Origin of the sequence: Nocardia sp. NBC_00403 (assembly GCF_036046055.1) — a bacterium.
Lineage (GTDB): Bacteria > Actinomycetota > Actinomycetes > Mycobacteriales > Mycobacteriaceae > Nocardia.
Genome location: NZ_CP107939.1, coordinates 7572829 through 7592104 on the forward strand (window position 1 = coordinate 7572829; position 19276 = coordinate 7592104).

Annotated in this window: 19 protein-coding genes; 7 read left to right on the top strand and 12 right to left on the bottom strand. The window is 66.1% G+C overall.

The window, feature by feature from the left end; translation table 11 throughout:
- Positions 1–16: 16 nt before the first annotated feature.
- The 5 genes from OHQ90_RS33940 (at position 17) to OHQ90_RS33960 (ending at position 5825) form a co-directional block, all read left to right on the top strand.
- Complete coding sequence (locus OHQ90_RS33940) at positions 17–187, top strand: hypothetical protein (RefSeq protein ID WP_328404559.1); 171 nt, start codon at positions 17–19, stop codon at positions 185–187.
- Positions 188–362: 175 nt separating this feature from the next.
- A complete protein-coding gene (locus tag OHQ90_RS33945) occupies positions 363–1445 on the top strand; it encodes an FxsB family cyclophane-forming radical SAM/SPASM peptide maturase (protein WP_328404560.1) in 1083 nt (360 codons plus the stop codon).
- Positions 1442–3247: an HEXXH motif domain-containing protein gene (locus OHQ90_RS33950; RefSeq protein WP_328404562.1), complete on the top strand. Its 1806-nt coding sequence runs from the start codon at positions 1442–1444 to the stop codon at positions 3245–3247. The genes OHQ90_RS33945 and OHQ90_RS33950 overlap by 4 nt, the downstream gene beginning before the upstream one ends.
- Positions 3244–4335, top strand: coding sequence for a tetratricopeptide repeat protein (locus OHQ90_RS33955; protein WP_328404564.1), 1092 nt, complete (start codon positions 3244–3246; stop codon positions 4333–4335). Before OHQ90_RS33950 ends, OHQ90_RS33955 begins: the two co-directional genes overlap by 4 nt.
- A 218-nt stretch (positions 4336–4553) precedes the next feature.
- Entirely contained in the window at positions 4554–5825 is a 1272-nt protein-coding gene (locus tag OHQ90_RS33960; protein ID WP_328404567.1) for a hypothetical protein, read from the top strand.
- An 89-nt stretch (positions 5826–5914) separates the two neighbouring features.
- Here OHQ90_RS33960 and OHQ90_RS33965 read toward each other — a convergent pair whose 3' ends face one another.
- From OHQ90_RS33965 to OHQ90_RS33995, 7 genes are all read right to left on the bottom strand, one after another.
- Positions 5915–6811 carry a TIGR03619 family F420-dependent LLM class oxidoreductase gene (locus OHQ90_RS33965; RefSeq protein WP_328404569.1) on the bottom strand — a complete coding sequence of 299 codons (897 nt, stop codon included), beginning with the start codon at positions 6809–6811 and terminating at the stop codon, positions 5915–5917.
- Positions 6812–6999: 188 nt separating this feature from the next.
- Entirely contained in the window at positions 7000–8334 is a 1335-nt protein-coding gene (locus tag OHQ90_RS33970) for an MFS transporter (RefSeq protein ID WP_328404572.1), read from the bottom strand.
- Between the two features lie 185 nt (positions 8335–8519).
- Positions 8520–9986 (bottom strand): hypothetical protein, encoded by a 1467-nt coding sequence (locus tag OHQ90_RS33975; RefSeq protein ID WP_328404574.1) that lies wholly within the window; start codon positions 9984–9986, stop codon positions 8520–8522.
- Between the two features lie 90 nt (positions 9987–10076).
- Positions 10077–10736, bottom strand: coding sequence for a response regulator transcription factor (locus OHQ90_RS33980; protein ID WP_328404576.1), 660 nt, complete (start codon positions 10734–10736; stop codon positions 10077–10079).
- 2 nt (positions 10737–10738) lie between these two features.
- Complete coding sequence (locus OHQ90_RS33985; protein ID WP_328404578.1) at positions 10739–11926, bottom strand: sensor histidine kinase; 1188 nt, start codon at positions 11924–11926, stop codon at positions 10739–10741.
- Between the two features lie 84 nt (positions 11927–12010).
- Entirely contained in the window at positions 12011–12667 is a 657-nt protein-coding gene (locus OHQ90_RS33990) for a TMEM175 family protein (RefSeq protein ID WP_328404580.1), read from the bottom strand.
- 34 nt (positions 12668–12701) lie between these two features.
- Positions 12702–13289, bottom strand: a complete 588-nt coding sequence (locus tag OHQ90_RS33995; protein ID WP_328404582.1) for a TetR/AcrR family transcriptional regulator — start codon at positions 13287–13289, stop codon at positions 12702–12704.
- Between the two features lie 73 nt (positions 13290–13362).
- Between OHQ90_RS33995 and OHQ90_RS34000 the strand changes: the two genes are divergently transcribed.
- Both OHQ90_RS34000 and OHQ90_RS34005 read left to right on the top strand, forming a co-directional pair.
- Positions 13363–14082 (top strand): SDR family oxidoreductase, encoded by a 720-nt coding sequence (locus tag OHQ90_RS34000; RefSeq protein WP_328404584.1) that lies wholly within the window; start codon positions 13363–13365, stop codon positions 14080–14082.
- A 15-nt stretch (positions 14083–14097) separates the two neighbouring features.
- On the top strand, positions 14098–14574 hold the full coding sequence (locus tag OHQ90_RS34005) for an ankyrin repeat domain-containing protein (protein WP_442941239.1): 477 nt from the start codon (positions 14098–14100) through the stop codon (positions 14572–14574).
- A gap of 22 nt (positions 14575–14596) precedes the next feature.
- Here OHQ90_RS34005 and OHQ90_RS34010 read toward each other — a convergent pair whose 3' ends face one another.
- The 5 genes from OHQ90_RS34010 to OHQ90_RS34030 all read right to left on the bottom strand — a co-directional run bounded on the left by OHQ90_RS34010 (position 14597) and on the right by OHQ90_RS34030 (position 19239).
- On the bottom strand, positions 14597–14761 hold the full coding sequence (locus OHQ90_RS34010; protein WP_328404588.1) for a hypothetical protein: 165 nt from the start codon (positions 14759–14761) through the stop codon (positions 14597–14599).
- 116 nt (positions 14762–14877) lie between these two features.
- Complete coding sequence (locus OHQ90_RS34015; RefSeq protein WP_328404590.1) at positions 14878–15642, bottom strand: 3-oxoacyl-ACP reductase; 765 nt, start codon at positions 15640–15642, stop codon at positions 14878–14880.
- Positions 15643–15669: 27 nt separating this feature from the next.
- Entirely contained in the window at positions 15670–17031 is a 1362-nt protein-coding gene (locus OHQ90_RS34020) for an aldehyde dehydrogenase family protein (protein ID WP_328404592.1), read from the bottom strand.
- Positions 17032–17138: 107 nt separating this feature from the next.
- Positions 17139–17894, bottom strand: coding sequence for a gamma-glutamyl-gamma-aminobutyrate hydrolase family protein (locus tag OHQ90_RS34025; RefSeq protein ID WP_328404594.1), 756 nt, complete (start codon positions 17892–17894; stop codon positions 17139–17141).
- Positions 17875–19239, bottom strand: coding sequence for a glutamine synthetase family protein (locus tag OHQ90_RS34030; protein WP_328404596.1), 1365 nt, complete (start codon positions 19237–19239; stop codon positions 17875–17877). The genes OHQ90_RS34025 and OHQ90_RS34030 overlap by 20 nt, the downstream gene beginning before the upstream one ends.
- Positions 19240–19276: the final 37 nt, after the last annotated feature.

The window sequence follows — 19276 nt, forward strand, 5'->3', positions numbered from 1 at the left end:
CGCACGGGAGAACGCCATGAACAACGAGACCCTTACCCTGTCCGAGTTGTCGAGCGTCGAGCTCGAAAACCTGCTGGAGAACGCAACACCGGCACTGCGCAGGGCCGTGCTAAGGGGGCAGGGCGCCGGTGACGGCAACGACGTCGGCAGCTTCTGCTCTTTCATCGATGCCGAGCTAGCCGAATAGTCGACGCCCACACCGATCGCGAAGGGATGGTTACCAATTGTCGAACTCCGCCTCATGGCCCGTCGGCACTCTTGATGTGCAAGCCCTTCGCGATCGCGGCTGGCAACCGCTGCCGTTTACCGAATTCGTCCTGAAAATACACAGTCGCTGTAATCTGGCGTGCGATTACTGCTACATGTACGAGATGGCCGACCAGAGCTGGCGCGAACAGCCGAAAGTCATCTCTCCGGACGTGATCGAAGCTACCTGCCACAACATCGCGGAGCACGTCGACGAGCACGCCATTCCACAGGTAAGTGTCGTGCTGCACGGTGGAGAACCATTACTCGCCGGGCATCGGGTGGTCGAGTCGGTGGCACGCCGACTGCATGAGCACCTGGCCGACAGCACAACATTGCGACTCGGCATCCAGACCAACGGCCTGCTCCTGGATCAGGAATTTCTGGATATCTTCCGGCGCTGGGGCATCCGGGTGGGCGTGAGCCTGGACGGGTCCGAAGCCGGGCACGACCGCCACCGCAGATATCGCAGTGGCGAGGGCAGCCACGCGCAGGTAGTCGAGAAGCTGAAGCTGCTCACCGAGCCGGAGAACCGAAGTCTCTACAGCGGCCTGCTCTGTGTGATCGATCTGGAGAACGACCCGATGGAGACTTATGCCGGGCTCACGGCCTGCGAGCCGCCCGCGATCGATTTCTTGATGCCGCACGGAAATTGGGATAAGCCGCCGCCCGGTCGGACAGCGAATCGCGACGACACCCCGTACGCGGATTGGCTCATTCCCCTCTTCGACCACTGGTACGAATCGATGCGGAACGAGCCGAGTGTTCGGATCTTCGAGGACATCATCGATATTTCCCTAGGTATCGGCCGCGCATCGGAAACCGTGGGATTAGCGCCAATGCAAGTAGTCGTCATTGAAACCGACGGGCAGATCGAGCAGGTCGACACGCTGAAATCAGCCTTCCCGGACGCGACGAAACTGGGCGAACATGTTTCGCGGAGCCCGCTGTCGAACGCCCTGTGGAACCCATCGATAGTGGCGCGACAGCTCGGCTTGGACGCGCTGAGCCCGGCATGCCTGAAGTGCCCGATACACAACATCTGCGGTGGCGGCCATTTCACACACCGGTATCAGTCGGGAACCGGATTCCTCAACCCCTCGGTGTACTGCCCGGATCTTTTCGCGTTGATCAGTCATGTCACCCAGCGCCTTCGCTCGGACCTCGGCGTATCCCGACGAAACGGCTCCGCGCGGTGAGCCGGGTCGACCTTCGTGGCCGTGCCGCCGAGTTGGGCTCGGGCTACGGTGGCGCGGACCTGATCGTCTCGTTGCGTGCCGGGCAGCTGGCGAAGCGGCTCGCGATGCTCGGCTTGCTCGTCCGAGAAAGTGGTCGATTGTGTCCCGCCGATGTCGAAAGGTCCGGCTTCGACGAAGCCTATAGCGCGCTGTCCGCACTGTATCGCACACAGCGAACGACGGTCGAGGGCCTACTGGCGTACCCGAACACCGGAGTATGGCTGGCATATTGCCTGCGACGCATCCGATCTGCGTCGGCCGAGCGCGCCGACATCTGGCCCGACCTCGGCTATCTGGGCTGGCTGACAGCCTCGGCACTGGTCGAACTGGGAACTCCGGCCGATCGGCCCGTGGTGGTGCGCGAGGGCCAAGTCATGCTGCCGGCCGTGGGCTCGGCACAGATCGCCGCGGCCGATGTGGACGGTGTGGGGCGACTGTACGTACGCGGGCTGGGCGCGATCACGATCGAATTCGACGGAACGAAGGTGGACATCCCGGACCTCACACGCCGAGACCAACCCGGCTGGCGGCCACTACAGCGGCTACGGGCGGGCGGCGGCAGCGATTTCGAGATCGTCATCGACGACCTCGACCCGTTCCGGGAATTCAACAACCTGTCCCGGTCCGCCCCGGCCGACAGCCGTCTGCCATCGCTCTCCGAAAACCAATTGAGCGACTGGCGTACGGCATTCTCGGCTGCATGGGTGTTGCTGGAACGAGATCATCCCGGTTACGCGCGGCCCATTTCGGTCGGTTTGCGCTGCTTCGTGCCACTCACCGCGGGACCGGTCTCGCCGAGTTCGAGCCGTACCTCCTACAACTCGTTCGGCTGCATCGCCGCGTCCTCGACGCGCAGTGCCAGTCAGCTGGCGCTCACCTTGATCCACGAATTCCAGCATGCCAAGTTGGGGGCATTGACCGATGTGGTCGAGCTATACGAAGACGACCCTCGGGAACGTTTCTATGCACCATGGCGGGATGATCCGCGTCCCATCGAATGGCTGATCCAAGGCATGTATGCGCATCTCGGCGTCACCGATTTCTGGCGTGCCGAGCGCCTACGCACGGAATCCGAGCTCGCGCACGTGGAATTCGCCCGCTGGCGGGCGCAGGTGCATCGGTCGATCGCCGAAATTCTCGGTTCCGGGGTACTGACCGCGGCAGGCGAGGAGTTCGTTCGCGCGGCGGCCGAGACGCTGCGGCCGTGGCTCGACGACCAGGTTACTGATTCGGCAGCCCGCGCCGCCGACGAAGCAGCCACCGGTCACTGGGTGGCGTGGTGTGTGCGAAACCTGCAGCTCGCCGATGATGCACTGGAGGATCTGTTCTCAGTCTGGAAGTCGGCCGGAACCCCAGCGCTGGAGCGGGTTGCGCCCGGCCTGCCCACGCGCCCGGACCGGAAGCGGCCGGAACTGCGAAGCCGGTTGCTACCGAGCTACCTTCGGCTACTGGAACAGACGACGCGGGGGAGTTTCGACAGCACACGAGACCTTGCGCCGGGTGATATCGCATACGGATCCGGCAACTACGCGGCGGCGGTAACGCACTACACGCGCGAGATCGAAGCGGGCCCACTGCGTCCCCAACCCTGGGCCGGTTTGGCACTCGCTCTGCAGCAGTCGTTACCCCGGCATGAGGTGTCGGCTCTGTTGGCACGAGCCGAAATCGTCGCGCAACTCTACGCCCACATCAGGACGTCCGGGCTCAACTGTGCCCCAACGGATCTGGTCCGTTGGTTGTCGCGCGAAAACACCGCAGCATGAACGACCGCGCCGCCACCACGCGTGCCGGTGAACTCCTGGCCGCCTATTCCGATCTCCGCAGCGCAGCCGGGCCGATCCATGCGCGAATCGTCGCCGACCTCGGCACTCGGCTGCTGTCCGGAACTCCATTGCCCTCCTATCAAGGAGTGACTCCGGGCTTGCTGCGGGCGCTGATTTCGCTCGACGCGCCGCACGTCCCCTACCTGGAGGATCCGCGACAGCTGGCCCCGCACAACCGCTCCGAACCGTGGAACTTCGTGTGCAACCAGCTGGACAGCTGGGACGATCTGTCCGGCCCGCAGCGCCTGCGCGTGGCCCAGGTCCTGACGAAACTGGGATTCTGGCAGCTCGTTATAGATCTCGTCTCCGCCCAACAGACCGGCACCGATCGGCCGCAGTCACGGCCGCTGGCCTTCCTGCATGCCACGGCGCTCTTCCGACTCAACGAGCGGGACCGGACCGGTGTCACCCGCATGCGCGACCTGTCCATCGCCAAGGCGATGGACGAGAGGCTGGCCACGTCGGCTCGCATCTCAGCCGCGCTGAATGTCGCTGTCCATTACGCGAGGACATCCGGAGGTATCGGTGACGCCAAGCACTGGCAGGGGATTGCCGAGTCATTCGTGTCGTCCCCATCGCTGGAGCGCCTGAACCCGCTGCTGCGCAGCGCATACTGGCGCGGCTTCGCCCTCATCCAGTTCGTGGAGGGCAACCATGCCGAGGTCACCCGGATGATGTTGCGCTCCGAAGACTGTGCGCGCCAGGCCATCGCCGAGGCTAGCGATTCCGAGTCACTGGCCGCGCTCGAGAACATGAACGCAGTGCTCGAGACGCGTGCCCGGGCGGCATGGACCTCCGGTGATCTGGACACCGCCGAGCGCCACTTCCGACACCACCTCGACCACGATCCGTGGGACCCGAAACCACATGTGCGCCTCGCAGATTTCCTGTTCGCAACGGGACGAATCGACGATGCGCGAGATCGATATCACCGCGCCGCCGCGCTGGGCGCGCCCTACTCGATATATGCCAGAGCCCGACTAGCACGATGCACCTCGATTCCGACGGCATCGACGGGCAATGGATAGTCGCGCCGCGAACCGGAACTTCCTGCTGCTGCGATCCGGGGATGTGGTTTCCGAAACCATCGCCGCCGCAACGGTCACCCAAGGCACTCCGGCCGGCCGATACCCGCCGGCCGCGGTCGGCACATGGGCCACCGGAGGGATTGTCGTCGTGGCGATGTCCGCTCCGGCGGTGGCCGATTCCCACCTGTCCCTATCCGTTCGCACGTAAGGAAAACGATATGGCCATCGAGGCAGGGCAACTGCGCGATCACATCGATTTGATGACTTCGGCACAGATCCTGGCGGATCCCACGTGCGCCCCGAAAGCGCTCGATGCATTTGAGAGTTTCCTGACGGACTATCACGGTGTCGACGGTGTCAACCAGTTGGATCGACGCCCGGAGACCGCAGCGATGCTTGTCCGCCAGGACCTGCGGCGCAGCATACAGCGTGTGGTGACGCATCGCGTCGCCGCAGTGCTGCTTCCCCTCGCGCTGGACCTGCTGGGCGATGATTCGGAGGCAATGGATCGCCTGGTGCGAGAACGGATCACCGAGGTCGACGAGTGGGAAGGCGCCCGGTATCGAGTATTCCGCGGTGACGAGGCGAAAATTGGTGCCGCATATGAGTATCTGTTCGTGGCGGCGGCCGAACAAGACTTGTTCTCATGTTTCACCCCGGAGCAGGCCGAGGCGCTGCGCCGGATCAACTACGACGCGACGGTCGCGGTGCGCGATGCGGCGTCCGCGACACGCGACGAAGAGTATGCGGAATCACCCGCGATCGATGTGCTCGCGGTCGAGCCCTATGTCACAGCCGGCGACGCCGCGCGGGCAACCATGCGCATGCGGACGGTCTCCTTCCTGAGTAACAACGCCGACCCGGTTAGGGCCAACAACGGCTTGCGGCCCGACATCCTCAGCCAACTGCAAACCAACGCGGTCGGTTTCGGTGAGTTCTACGGCTCCGCGGTCGGCAGGATCCTGCCGCATACCTTCAAATTGGATGGTTGCCCACGGAATGCCTGGTTGGAGACCGAGCTCGGCAGTATCGCACCGATCTCCGCGGTGGCGGCCCTCAAGGACGGGCCGGCCGGCACGTTGCTCTTTTCGGACCGCGGCAAGCGCGTCTACCGAGCCGCAGACAGCGACGGACGCTGGACCATTCGGGCGGTCAGGCAACCGCTCACCTCGATCGCTGAACGCGTGACCCGCGCGGAAGCCAAAGACCTGGGCCGAAAAGGTTTCCTGGGGCAGTGGGGACGCTGCCCCTCCAACCAGGGACTCGCGCCGAATCGAGCGGAAGCGGACCAACACGCCGAAATGGTGGATCGAATCGACCAGATCACCGGCGGGTATGCCCCCGAGCACCTACATGCGATCATCACCCCCGCCGACGTGTGCGCCATCGTGGCGGTGGGATTGGTAGCCGCGCTCGAACAGCACGGCATAGTTCAGCTCGATCCCGCATCCGTCGAACCCGTGCTGCGTCGCGAACCGATCGAACTCTAGAGTTGTTCGAGCACGCACCGTTGCCCGACCGAGGGCCCCGGCCACGCACCAGCCGAGGCCTCGCTGCTGCCCAGCGCGGACAGATCGCCTCAGCGCAGCAAGTCCAACAGGCGGATCACCGTTTCCATGGTGCTGTCATAGGAATCGGCGACGTACATCAGATCGACGAAGAAATCATCGAACGCAGTGTCATCGGCGACGCGGCGGATCGTCTCGGCGATCTGCTCGGTCGGCGTGCCCGCTCGAACATTGACCCGGAGGATCGTCTCGATGGTGGCCGGATCACGATCGGCCTGCTCCGCAGCCGTGTCGACGACTGTGCGCAGCTCACGCAGTCGCGAGCCCCACTCCGGTGGGCCCGGTACCGGCACGACCGGCAACCAGCCGTCGGCGCGGCGACCGACACGCTCCAGACTGGCCGGCGTGAAGCCTGCGAGATGAATCGGCGGCCGCGGACGCTGCACCGGCTTCAGTTCGGCGCGATGCTCCGGCACCGAGACCAGGCTGCCGGTGTAGCTCGCGGGATCGGTGGTCCAGATCGCCTCGAGCGCGTCGAGGGTCTCCTCGAGCCGAATTCCACGCTTGGTGAACGGCACACCGGCGGCGTCGTACTCCTCCGGTGACCACCCGATTCCGAAACCGGCCACCAGCCTGCCCCTGCTCGCCACGTCGATCGTGGTCAGCGAACGAGCAAGCAGCGCAGGGCGATACAGCGGCGCGATCAGCACATTGGTGCCCAACCGCACCCGCTCGGTCGTGGTGGCCGCCATGCCGAGCAGCAGGAACGGATCGAGCACCGAGTTGAACTCGTCCGGAATCGTGGGACCTCCGCCATAGCCGACCTTCGGATTCGTCGCCGCGATCAGCCGCTCACCGACCCACAGACTGTCCGCGCCGGCTCTCTCCATCTCCGCCGCGAACTCCGCCACCCGATAGCCCTCATGCGCATGCACGCCATGCTGCGGTATCGAAACACCAACCTTCATCCCTCCGTCCTACCAAATAACCCGCACCACTCGATCACCCCGCCATCAAAACCCGATCATCACGACGAACGGGACATGGCGGGGGCATCGGCCGAGAAGCCACTCCGTCATGTCCCGTTCGTGGTGCCTGCGGGTTATTCAGCTGGGATTGCCTGAAGTGGTGGTCGAGGCGGGAGGCCGTGTGCTTGTCAGGTTGCGGTCGCGGCTGTAGCGACGATGGGTAGTTCGCCGCTGTCGGCATCGGGGACTTCGGTGCCACGCAACGAGGTTCCTGCGGTTTCGCGCAGGTATGTCCAGGCCAACAGGCCGATCAGCGAGGCGCCGACCATGTATGCGGCGGGGAACAGCGACCAGCCGGTGGCCTCTATGGCAGCTTCGTTGACCAGCGGGGCAGTGCCGCCGAATACCGCGGTGGAGACGTTGTAGCCCAAGGCGAATCCCGCGTAGCGGACGTGGGTGGGGAAGATCGCGGGGAAGGTCGAGCTGATGGTCGAGAGCTGCGGCACGTACAGCAGACCGAGAACAATGAATCCCGCGATGGCCCAACCGGTTCCCTGTCCCATGAGCCAGTACATCGGGAGGGCGAACACGGCGAGACCGACCAACGAGAACAGCCACATCGGGCGACGGCCGACGCTGTCGGACAATCGGCCGAAGAACGGCAACACCGCCATCATCACGAGCTGACCGATCAGCATCATCGCCGTAGTGGCCGACTCCCCCATGCCGATGGTGTGCTGCAGATAGGTGGGCTGGTAGGTCAGCAGCGTGTAATTCACCACGTTGAGGGCGACGACGAGTCCCGCCAGGGTGAGCACCTCGCGCCGATAGGTGGTCACCAACTCGCGCAGGCCGCCCTTGGGGTGCGACTGCTCGGCGACCTCGGTGAACACCGGGGATTCGTCCAGGTGCGAGCGCAGATACCAGCCGATCAGGCCGAGCGGCACCGCGAGCAGGAACGGCACGCGCCAGCCCCAGTCGTGCATCGCATCCGAGCCGAGCACGAGCTGACAGGCCAGCACCACCGCGGAGCCGCCGACGAACCCGCCGAGGGTACCGAACTCCAGGAAGCTACCGAAGAAGCCCCGCCTCTTGTCGGTGCACGTTTCGGCCAGATACGTTGCCGCGCCGCCGTATTCGCCGCCGGTGGAGAAGCCCTGCACGACGCGCAGCGCGATGAGCAGGACCGGCGCAAACCAACCGACCTGCGCGTGCGTCGGCAGCAGGCCGATGGCGCCGGTCGCGGCAGCCATCAACAGAATGGTGGTGGCCAGCACCGCTTTTCGGCCGAGCCGGTCACCGAGCGGGCCCCAGACCATACCGCCCAGCGGACGCAGCACGAACGACACGGCGAATCCGAGCATGGTTCCCAGCGTGCCGAGGTCGCCGGGGAAGAACGCGTCGGTGAGATAGGTGGCCGTCGCGGCGTACACGCCGTAGTCGAACCATTCGGTGGCATTGCCCATGGCAGAGGCGGCGACGGAACGCCGTAACGGTACCGCCTCCGTTGCGCGATCGGTCATGTACGCCTCCTCTCCCGCCATCCCAGCGGACATCATTTCGTGACAGCCCACTCCGAATTTCAGAGTTTCAGCACGAAACCAACCGATACCCGCGTTTCCCGGAGGGCAAACCCGACCCCGCCGTGACCACCCGCCGACATGGCCGTTGCGACCTGCGCAAACAACGCCCATTGTGAGCGTCGTCACTATGACATGAATCGGGTCTCAGCTGCGCGGACACCTGATGGCAATCGAGACCGGCCACCGAGGGGCCGGGCCGGGGCCGCCACGCGGGCTACCGCGATCGCGAACGCCAGCACCGACAACCACCCGAACCAGTCGCCGAACCGCACGTAGATCGTGGAGCCGGAGTCCAGCGGAATCGACGCCGCCACCGAGCGCGTGATCGTGACATCCGTTTCCGCTGACGCGAGAACGTGACCGCGCGAATCGCTGGCGACCAATGCACCGAGTTGCGGCGCCCGTGCGATGCCGACGCCCGATTCGATGCCGCGGATCACCGCCATCCGACTGTGCAGCCAGTGGTCGTCGGTGAAGTCGAGCGCAGGCACCAGCAGCAAGGTGGCGCCCCGCCGCCGGTTCTCACGGACAAGGGATGGTCGATCCAGGTCGAAACACACTGCAAGTGCCCATGGTTCGCCGGGCACGCGCTGCCACTGGGTGCCCGGTCGCAGCTCGTCCTCCAGTCCGCGGATCAGGTAATGCTTGGCGTAGACGACACCGGACGGATAGTCGATCGCGGCGTTGACACTGGTGCCATCGGTGGTGAGGATCAATCCCGCGACGACGTGGATATTGCGACGAATGGCGACATCCGTCAGCGGGCCGGACAGCAGCGGCAGCGTCGATTCATCAGCACGCCAAGCCTTTTCGGGGAACACCACCGCTTGCACACCTTGATCGGCGAGCCGTTCGATCTCGATGACCGCGCGCGCCACCATGTCCCGGCCGTCCGGCGAGTCCACCGCGATGTAGTCCGGCGGCTGGGACAGGGCGACAAGACCGACTCGCACCTGGTCACGCTCCGGTGCAACGGCCAGATGCCAGCACCCGAATACGGCGACCGCGACGAGCACCACGGCGCTCGCACCGGCAGCGCGGAGTCGCTGCGCGTGCGTCACCGCGGGCGCGACGAGCACCGCGATGGTCGCGGGGACGAGCAGGATCAGGAACGTGATGCCCCACGGTCCGGTCAGCGCCGCCGATTGGACCAGCGGCAGCACGTCGGCCTGGGTGTAGGCGATGCTCCACCACGCACCGAACGGCCCGGTGAGCGCGAGTAGGAACTCGAAGCTCACCCAGCCCGCGGGCAGCGCAAGCAGCGCGAGGCCAGGACGGCCGCGTAGCAGCAACGCACGCATGATGACCACCACTGCGCCGGATACACCGGCGGTGGCAACCAGGAGCAGCACCGTGACCGAAACCGGCTGCTCCAAGGTCTCGGTGAAGTAGGGCCACAGCTGCAGTCCGCCACCCAGCCATGACAGGGCACCCGCGAGAAACGCCGCGACGACCGATACTCGCGCAGCGAGCAGCAGCACCGGCAGCGGCGCGAGAAATACCAAGCCGGGCAACGGATGTAGGCCGGTGCCGTAGCGCCACAGCACCGCGGACAACAGGACCGCCGCGGCCTGGGTCAGGAAACACTTCATCGAGGAACTCCACGGATCGTTGATCGGTTGCGATCCGATGCTCCTCGCGACGACCGGACCACCGCATCGCCGAGACGAGCGGTTTCCGGCTCACTCTGGGGTGCGACCAGGGATGACCAGGCCCGCCTCATAGGCGAAAACCACGGCCTGCACGCGGTCGCGCAACCGCAACTTCGTCAGCACCGAACTGACATGGGTCTTCACCGTGTGCTCGCTGACCACAAGCGCCGCGGCGAGTTCGGCATTGGACAACCCCGTGGCGAGCCGGCGCAAAATCTCGCGTTCGCGTTCGGTCAGGTCGTCGAGCTGTCTGACCAGCCCAGGGCGGGAATGGCCGCGGTGGACGAGATCGGCGATGAGTCGGCGGGTGACGGTGGGTGCGAGCAACGCCTCTCCCGCGGCGACCACACGAACGGCTTCGACCAATTCCTCGCGGCGCACGTCCTTGAGCAGAAAGCCGCTCGCACCGGCACGCAGCGCATCGTAGACGTATTCGTCGAGGTCGAACATGGTCAGCACCAACACTTTCGCGTCGGTCTCCGCGCAGATGCGCCGGGTCGCGCCGACTCCGTCCAGGCGCGGCATCCGCACGTCCATTACCACGACGTCCGGCGCCAAAGCGATGGTCTGCTCGATTGCCTCCAGCCCGTCGGCGGCCTCACCGACCACGGTGATGTCGGGCTGGGCGTCGAGGATCAGTCGGAAGCCGGCACGGAAGAGGTCCTGATCGTCGACAACGAGCACCCGCATGCTCAACGCTCCTGTGCGATGGGTAGTTCGGCGGCCACATCGAAGCCGCTGCCCGACGGTCCGTAGTCCAGTCTTCCACCGAAGCCGGTGACGCGCTCGCGCATACCGAGCAGGCCGTGCCCGTTCGTTCCAGGGCCCTTCCCACTCGGCCCGTCCGTGTCCGCATCACCCCTGCCGTCATCGGACACCCGGACCGTCAATCGATCCTCCGACCACCGCAGCGACACCCGCACGCAGGTGGCGTGCGCGTGCTTCCTGGTGTTCGTCAACGCCTCCTGAACCACCCGATACGCGGTGACCGCGACCTCGCCGGACACCGAACGGCGTGGCCCGTATTCCTCGAAAGAGGCGGCGAGCCCACTGCGCCGCGATATCTCGACCAGGTCGGCTATCGCATCGATGCCCGGTTGATGCGGCAGGTCGACCGCCTGGCCGCGCAATGCGCCGAGACTGTGCCGAAGTTGTTGTACCGCTTCGCGGCCCGTATCGGCGATGCCGGCGAAGGTCGCGTCGGCCCGTGCCGGATCGACCCTGGTCAGCAGCGGCCCTGTCTCGGCTTGCACGATCATCAGTCCGACCGAATGCGCGACGATGTCGTGCATATCGCGCGCTATCCGCAACCGTTCCCGGTCCACCGCGGCGACCCGCTCCTCGTCGAGCCGACGCGCGCGCTCCTGCAGCATCTCGATCTGCGCGCGCCTGGCCCGCACTCCGGTGCCCAGCGCCCACGCGGTGGCAAAGGACATGGCGGCGTAGCCATAGGAGTCAGGGCTCTCATTGGGGACGACCAGCGAGAAAAGGACGCCGACGCTCACGCCGACCAGTGCCGCGCGCCGTAGCCCGGTCGGACTGTAGGCGGCAATCGTGTACGCGCAGACGATGGTGCCGTAGGGCAGCGTCGGCATGGCGTGCAGGCACGCGAGCACGGTGATGGCCGGACCGACGACGAGCAGCACCAGAATGGGCGCGCGCCGACGCCACAGGACAGGGGCGGAGGCCAGCACCGAGAAGCCGACGATCCACCATGAGGCACCGTCGACCACGGCAGGCCCCACGGAGGCGATCGTCACCGCGGCGGCGATGACGGCATCGAGCAGACCCGGCGGGAAAGCCCGGACCCACTCGGTCACCCGCCGTGCCACCGTGTCGGTGGCACCGACCGCGCTCGAGACCGCACTCCGAATATCCATAGCGATCCAGTGTCTCCCGAGCGCCCCACGAGCGCCTCGGTCGTCCGGGTGATCCGACCCTCACCGGGACGGGTGAGCGCCGAGCTAGTCCGAATCGTCGCCCGGCTTCGTTCCCCAGCCCTGGCTGGTGAAGCCATAGAAGATGGCGACGACGAGGTAGAGGATCAGTGCGGCCACCGGCTGGATGAGGCCCACGCCGATGCAGATCGCGTAGGTCACGATGCCCGGGTAGGCACGCACGCTTTCACGCCGGGCGAATGCGGAATCGAAGCCGGGTTCGAACAGTTCGGGCCTGCTCACCAGCCGCCACCACAACGGCGCCCACGGCACTGTGATCATGACGCCTGCGATGCCGTACAACGCCGCGGCGGCCTTGGCGTCGCTGCCTGCGCCGTGTACGGCATGCTCCGCGAGAACCATGGTGGGGAACGGCAACACGGAGATGCCGAGCAGCAGCATCAGATTCCACCAGCGCAGCACGTGGTCGACATGGCGCAACCTGCTGAAGAACGCATGATGGTTCATCCAGAGCACGCCGATCGTCAGGAACGACGCCAGATAGGCCACGTACGAAGGCCAGAGATGGCCGAGCGCACCGAGCAGATGCCCCGGTTCGTACTCGGGCAGTTTGATCTCCAGAATCAGCAGCGTGATCGCGATCGCCATCACGCCGTCACTGAAGGCTTCTATTCGGGTGGTACTCGACAGCTGCCCACCTGGGACCAGCTCCTCATCATCCATTGGCGCAGCGTAACCCCTTGGCAGTCACGAATTTTCAGCGTTGCGCGAACATCGCGGCAAGGCCGGTGGTGACCTCGCACGCCAAGGCGGAGTCCACCGGCGCATGCCCGCTCAGTAGCCGATACCACATTGCGCCGAAGGCGAAATCGACGACGAGGTCCAGCGGCGCCGTCGCAACGAGTTCGCCGGAATCGATGCCACGCTGCAGTACCGCGCGCAGCGCCATGCGACGCGGTCCGATCACGGTGTCCTGCAATCGTTTCGACAGCACGGGATCGCGTTGCGCGTCGGCCATCAGTCCGACGAGCGCCTGTCCGGTGGTCTTGCGCGCGAGCTCGTAGGTGGTCCTCAGCAGCCGTTCGATATCACCGAGCACATCGGTGGATTCGACCGGGACCAGCGCCGCCTCGTGCTCACGTGCGAGGTCGACCAGTGCCTCCATGAGAATCGAGGCCTTGTCGGGCCACCAGCGGTACACGGTCTGCCGCCCGGCGCCTGCGGCATCGGCGATCGCTTTGATGGTCAGCTCCTGGTAGCCGTCGCGCTCGCACAGCTCGAGTGCGGCATGCAGGATCGCGCGCCTGGCTTCCTCGCTTCGGGGGCGTCCTCGGGTTCCTGTCATGCGGATCACTTTACAAGACACCGTGCCTCGTTTATATTTCGAGACACAGAGGTTCGTAATTCAGGAGGCTGTAATGAGCAAGAAAGTCGTCATCGTCGGCGGAACTTCGGGCATCGGGCTGGCAACCGCACGCCGACTTCTGAAAGACGGCATGAACGTGGTCATCGCCGGACGAAACGAGGAACGACTCGCCGCCGCACTGACCGAACTGGGCGCCGCAGCCACCGGGCAGCGGGTCGACGCCCGCGACGAGGCCGACCTCGCGCGCCTCTTCGCCGAGGTCGGGCCCATCGATCACCTGGTGGTGACGGTGACCGGCCCGTCGGGCACCACCCCGTTCCGCGACATCGACCGAGAGCAGCTGCAAGCGCACTACACCGGCAAACTGATGGCACACACCGCGACGGTGCAGGCCGCGCTCCCCCACCTGACCACGGGCGGCTCGGTCACCCTGGTGTCCGCGGCATCGGCCGGCGGGGCAATGCCGGCCACCGCAGCACTGGCCGCCGTCAACGCGGGCGTCGAAGCCATGGTCCCGGTCCTTGCGGTCGAGCTGGCGCCGCTGCGCGTGAACGCCGTCTCACCGGGCGTCATCGATACCGACTGGTGGAGCTTCCTGCCCGAGGACGCCCGCACCGGGGTCTTCGACTCCATCGCCGCCACCACCCCCGTCGGCCGGGTCGGCAGCGCCGACGACGTCGCCGACGCGATCGAATTCCTGGTCGGCAACACCTTCACCACCGGCATCGTGATTCGCGTCGACGGCGGCGCGCGCCTCGGCACACCGCGCTAGGTCGGCCGGCGGGACATGGCTGCGGCAGATGTCGAATACGGCCCACAACCATGTCCCACTCGCGGGAAGGCTGCTCATGCGGGTAGGAATGGATGGGTGAGTGGTGACGAGATTGATCCCGAGTTGATCCAGTTGGCGACGAAGGTGTTCGATCTGGCCCGTCAGGGTGCGGTCGAAGCTCTCGGCGGGTATGTGGATGCCGGGGTGCCGGTGAATCTCACCAATGATCGGGGCGACACGCTGCTGATGCTGGCCGCATATCACGGCCATCAGGAGGCTGTTGCGGCGTTGCTTGCGCGAGGAGCCGAGCCGGATCGTGCGAACGATAAGGGGCAGACTCCGTTGGCGGGGGCCGTTTTCAAAGGTGAAACCGAGATCGTGCGGGCCCTGCTCGCGGCGGGCGCGGATCCGGATGCCGGCACGCCATCGGCGCGGGCGGCGGCCACCATGTTCGGTAACACCGAACTGCTGGAGCTGTTCGGCGCATCCTGAGCGCCGAACAGCACAGCGGGCGTTACTTCAGATCATCCGCGGGCAGATACGCGCCCGGGCCCGAACCATCGGAGCGACTGAAGACCGGGCGGAAATCCGCGCCGTCGGCCTCCGCGACGGGAGATGTCTCCGCCAGGACCGCGTCGTGACTGAACAGTCCGGGTGCTTGCCCGTCTTCCTGACTCATTCCTGGAGCCTCCTCCGATCGGCGGCAAATAGCGAATTATGCCGTCCACGAACAACGGTCGATCCACAACGACGCAGGTAGCTGCGCCGAAGGCGAACAGTACATGGCGCACTCCGCTAGAGCGGAGTCACATAGGCGCCCGAGATGCCGCCGTCCACCAGGAACTGCGACGCGGTGATGAACGAGGCATCGTCGCTGGCCAGGAAGGCCACGGCCGCGGCAATTTCCTCAGGTTCGGCAAATCGCCCCGTCGGGATGTGCACCAGGCGACGCGCGGCGCGCTCGGGGTCCTTGGCGAACAGCTCCTGCAGCAGCGGCGTGTTGACCGGGCCGGGACACAGCGCATTGACCCGAATCCCGTTGCGGGCGAACTGGACACCGAGCTCCCTGCTCATCGCCAGAACTCCGCCTTTGGAGGCGGTGTAGGAGATCTGCGAGGTCGCCGCGCCCATCACTGCGACGAACGACGCGGTGTTGATCACCGAACCCTTGCCGCGCTCCAGCATGTGGCCGATGGCGTACTTGCTGCACAGGTACACCGAGGTCAGATTCACCTCCTGCACCCGCCGCCACGCCTCGATGCCGGTGGTGAGGATGGAGTCGTCCTCCGGCGGTGAAATTCCCGCATTGTTGAAGGCGATATCGAGGCCGCCGTAGGTGTCGAACGCGGTCTGGAACAACGACTCGACCTGGGCCTCGTCGGTGACGTCGGCCTTCACGTAGAGTCCGTCGACCGCCGCGGCCGCGGCCTCACCCGCGGTGGCGTCGATATCGGCGACGACAACCTTGGCGCCCTCCGCGGCAAAGCGGCGGACCGTGGCGAGGCCGATCCCGCTACCGCCGCCCGTAACGACGGCGACTCGATCTTGTAAGCGCTGCAACGTGTCTCCTCTTCGACGTGTGCTGACTCAGGTGGTTGCGATGAAGACGTTCTTGGTTTCGGTGAAGGCGAGCGCGGCATCGGGCCCCAGCTCACGACCGAGTCCCGATTGCTTGAAGCCGCCGAACGGGGTCCAGTACCGCACCGAGGAATGCGAGTTCACCGAGAGGTTCCCGGCCTCGACACCACGCGAAACCCGCAACGCACGGCCGACATCGCTGGTCCAGATGGACCCGGAAAGACCGTATTCGGTGTCGTTCGCAATCCGTAGGGCGTCGGCCTCGTCCTCGAAAGCCACCACCGCGACCACCGGGCCGAACACCTCCTCGGTGAGCACCCGATCGGTCGGCGCGCCGGGCAGCACAACCGTTGGCGGATACCAGAATCCGGGCCCGTCGGGCCGGTCACCGGTGAAGGCGACCTTGGTCGAAGGCTCGACGAACGCGGCGACCCGCGCCCGGTGGGCCGCCGAGATCAGCGGGCCCATCTCGGTGGTCTCGTCGGCAGGGTCGCCGACCCGCACGCCGCGCACGGCCGGTTCCAGTAGCCCGAGGAACCGATCGAAGACACTGCGCTGCACCAGGATCCGCGATCGGGCGCAGCAGTCCTGCCCGGCGTTGTCGAAGACACCGTAGGGCGCGGTCGCGGCGGCCCGCTCCAGATCGGCATCGGCGAACACGATATTCGCGCTCTTACCGCCCAATTCCAGAGTCACCCGTTTCACCTGCCGCGCGCAGCCGACCATGATCTGCTTGCCCACCTCGGTGGAACCGGTGAACACGACCTTGCGAACCGCGGGATGCGTGACGAACCGTTGCCCGACGACCGCCCCCTTGCCGGGCAGCACCTGGAATACACCGTCGGGCAAGCCCGCTTCGATCGCGAGTTCGCCGAGACGGATCGCCGTCAGCGGGGTCAGCTCGGCGGGTTTGAGCACCACGGTGTTCCCGGCGGCGAGCGCGGGCCCGAAACCCCACGCCGCGATCGGCATCGGGAAATTCCACGGCACAATGATCCCGACCACGCCGAGCGGCTCGTGGAAGGTGATGTCCACCCCGCCTGGCACCGGAATCTGGCTGCCGAGCAATCGTTCCGGCACGCCTGCGCAATAGTGCAGCACGTCGCGGACATTGCCCGCCTCCCAGCGGGCATTGCCGATGGTGTGCCCGGCGTTGGCGACCTCGAGTTGTGCCAGCTGTTCCAGATTCGCGTCGACGACGTCGGCGAATCGGCGCAGCAGCCGGGCCCGGTCGCCGGGCGCGACCTCGCGCCATTGCGCCGCGGCCCGGTGCGCGCGCTCGATGGCGGCATCGGTCTGCGCTTCGCTCGTCGCCTCGATCGTTGCCACAACCTGCTCAGTCGCAGGGTTGACCACGGTGGCCGTCGTCATCGAATCAGCTCCCTTCGGTAGGCCGTCATACTCACGATGCCGCCGCAGGCGTGGTTGCGTCGTGCGCTACGGCGTGCGGTGTCCATGATTGTCTCGCTGAGGCCCGCTCACGAGGCGCGCTCGCCGCGGTGTGCGGCCGCGGCCTCGACCAGGGCGCGCATCAGCCTGCGGTCGGTGGCGTTGGCCTCCGGATGCCACTGCACGCCGACCAGGAACGAACCGGCCCTCGCCTCGGCCGCTTCTATCGTGCCGTCGGACGCATGCGCGACCGCGACCAGGTCGGCGGCCAGCACGTCGATGGCCTGGTGGTGATGGCAGTGTGCCTTCAGCTCCGGCCCTGCGATGGCGGCGACCCGGCTGCCCGGCACCGTCGACACCCGCACGACGTTGAACACGCCGGGAGTGCGCGAATGGTCGGTATGCCCGAGCACGTCGGGCAGGTGCTGGATCAGGGTGCCGCCCAGCGCCACATTCACCAGTTGCAGCCCGCGGCAGACCGCGAGTGTCGGTATTCCGGCGGCACGGGCCAGTGCGAACAGTCCGAACTCGAAGTCGTCGCGGTCCGGACGGGTGTCGAGGGTCTGCGGATCCGGTGGCGCACCGTAGCGAGCCGGATCGATGTCGGCCCCACCGGTCAATACCAATCCGTCCAGCCCGGCGACGACTTCCTGTCGCGCGACGCCGGCGGGCGGCAGCAGCACCGGCACCCCGCCCGCTCGCTCCACCATATCGATATAACTGCGTGGCAGAACCGCGCTTTCGACATCCCACGGCCCGTAGCGAGCCGGCTCGCTGTAGGTCGACAGCCCGATTACCGGACGTGGCCCCGGGCCGCCGGCATCCTCATAGTCGTTCGAAACCACGGATTCGCTCCCAATCGGTGACGGCGGCGTCGAAGGCATCCAGCTCGACCTGTGCCGCATTCCGATAATGGTCCACCACGTCATCACCGAACGCCGAGCGCGCGACCTTGCTGTCACCGAACAGCTGTGCCGCCTCGCGCAGCGTGCGCGGCACCCGCGGACGCTGGGACCGATAAGCGTTGCCGTGGAACTCCGGTTCGAGCGGCAGTCGCCGTTCGATGCCGTGCAGACCAGCGGCGATCGACGCGGCCACCGCGAGGTAGGGATTGACGTCGCCGCCGGGAACCCGATTCTCCATGCGCAGCGACGGTCCGGCGCCCACCACGCGCAGCGCACATGTTCGGTTGTCCCGGCCCCAGGTCAGCGCGGTTGGTGCGAAGCTGCCCGGTACGAAACGCTTGTAGGAGTTGATGTTCGGCGCGAGGAAGTAGGTGAGCTCGCGCAGGCAGTCCAGCTGTCCCGCGATGAAATGCCGCATCAGGGCGGAGGTGCCGTCCGCGCCGTCACCGGCGAACACCGGCTCGCCCGATTCGCCGCGCAAACTGATGTGGATATGACACGAGTTGCCCTCGCGCTCATCGTATTTCGCCATGAAGGAGAGGCTGCGCCCTTCCTGTGCGGCGATCTCCTTGGCGCCGGTCTTGTAGATACTGTGGTTGTCACAGGTCACCAATGCCTCGTCATAGCGGAATGCGATCTCGTGCTGCCCGCGATGGCATTCCCCCTTCGCCGACTCGACATACATGCCCGCGCCGTCCATCTCGTTGCGAAGACGCCGCAGCAGCGGCTCGATCCGCGCGGTGCCGAGCAGCGAATAGTCGACGTTGTACTGATTGGCCGGTGTGAGACCGCGATAGCCCGCGTTCCACGCGGATTCGAAGGTCTCGTCGAAGACCAGGAACTCCAGTTCGGTCCCGACGAACGCCCGCAGCCCATGTTCGGCCAGCCGAGCCAACTGTGTCCGCAGCACCTGCCGCGGCGACGGCGCGATGGGCACACCCTTGGGCTGCACATTCTCCACATCGCACAGCACCAGCGCGGTGCCCGGCAGCCACGGCACGAGCCGCAGTGTGGTCAGGTCGGGCCGCAGCACCAGATCGCCGTATCCGGTGTCCCACGACGACATCGCATACCCGTCGACGGTGTTCATCTCCACATCCGTGGCGAGCAGATAGTCACAGACCTCGGTAGCGTGCACGATCACCTCGTCCAGGAAATACTGTGCCGCGCACCGCTTTCCCTGCAGCCTGCCCTGCATGTCGGTCATTGCGACGAGCACCGTGTCGAGGGTCCCCTCCTCGACGTGCTCGCGCAGCTCCACCAGCCCCAGCATCCCCTTACGCATCCACGACCCCTCTCGGCCTCAACCGTGCCCACGCTAG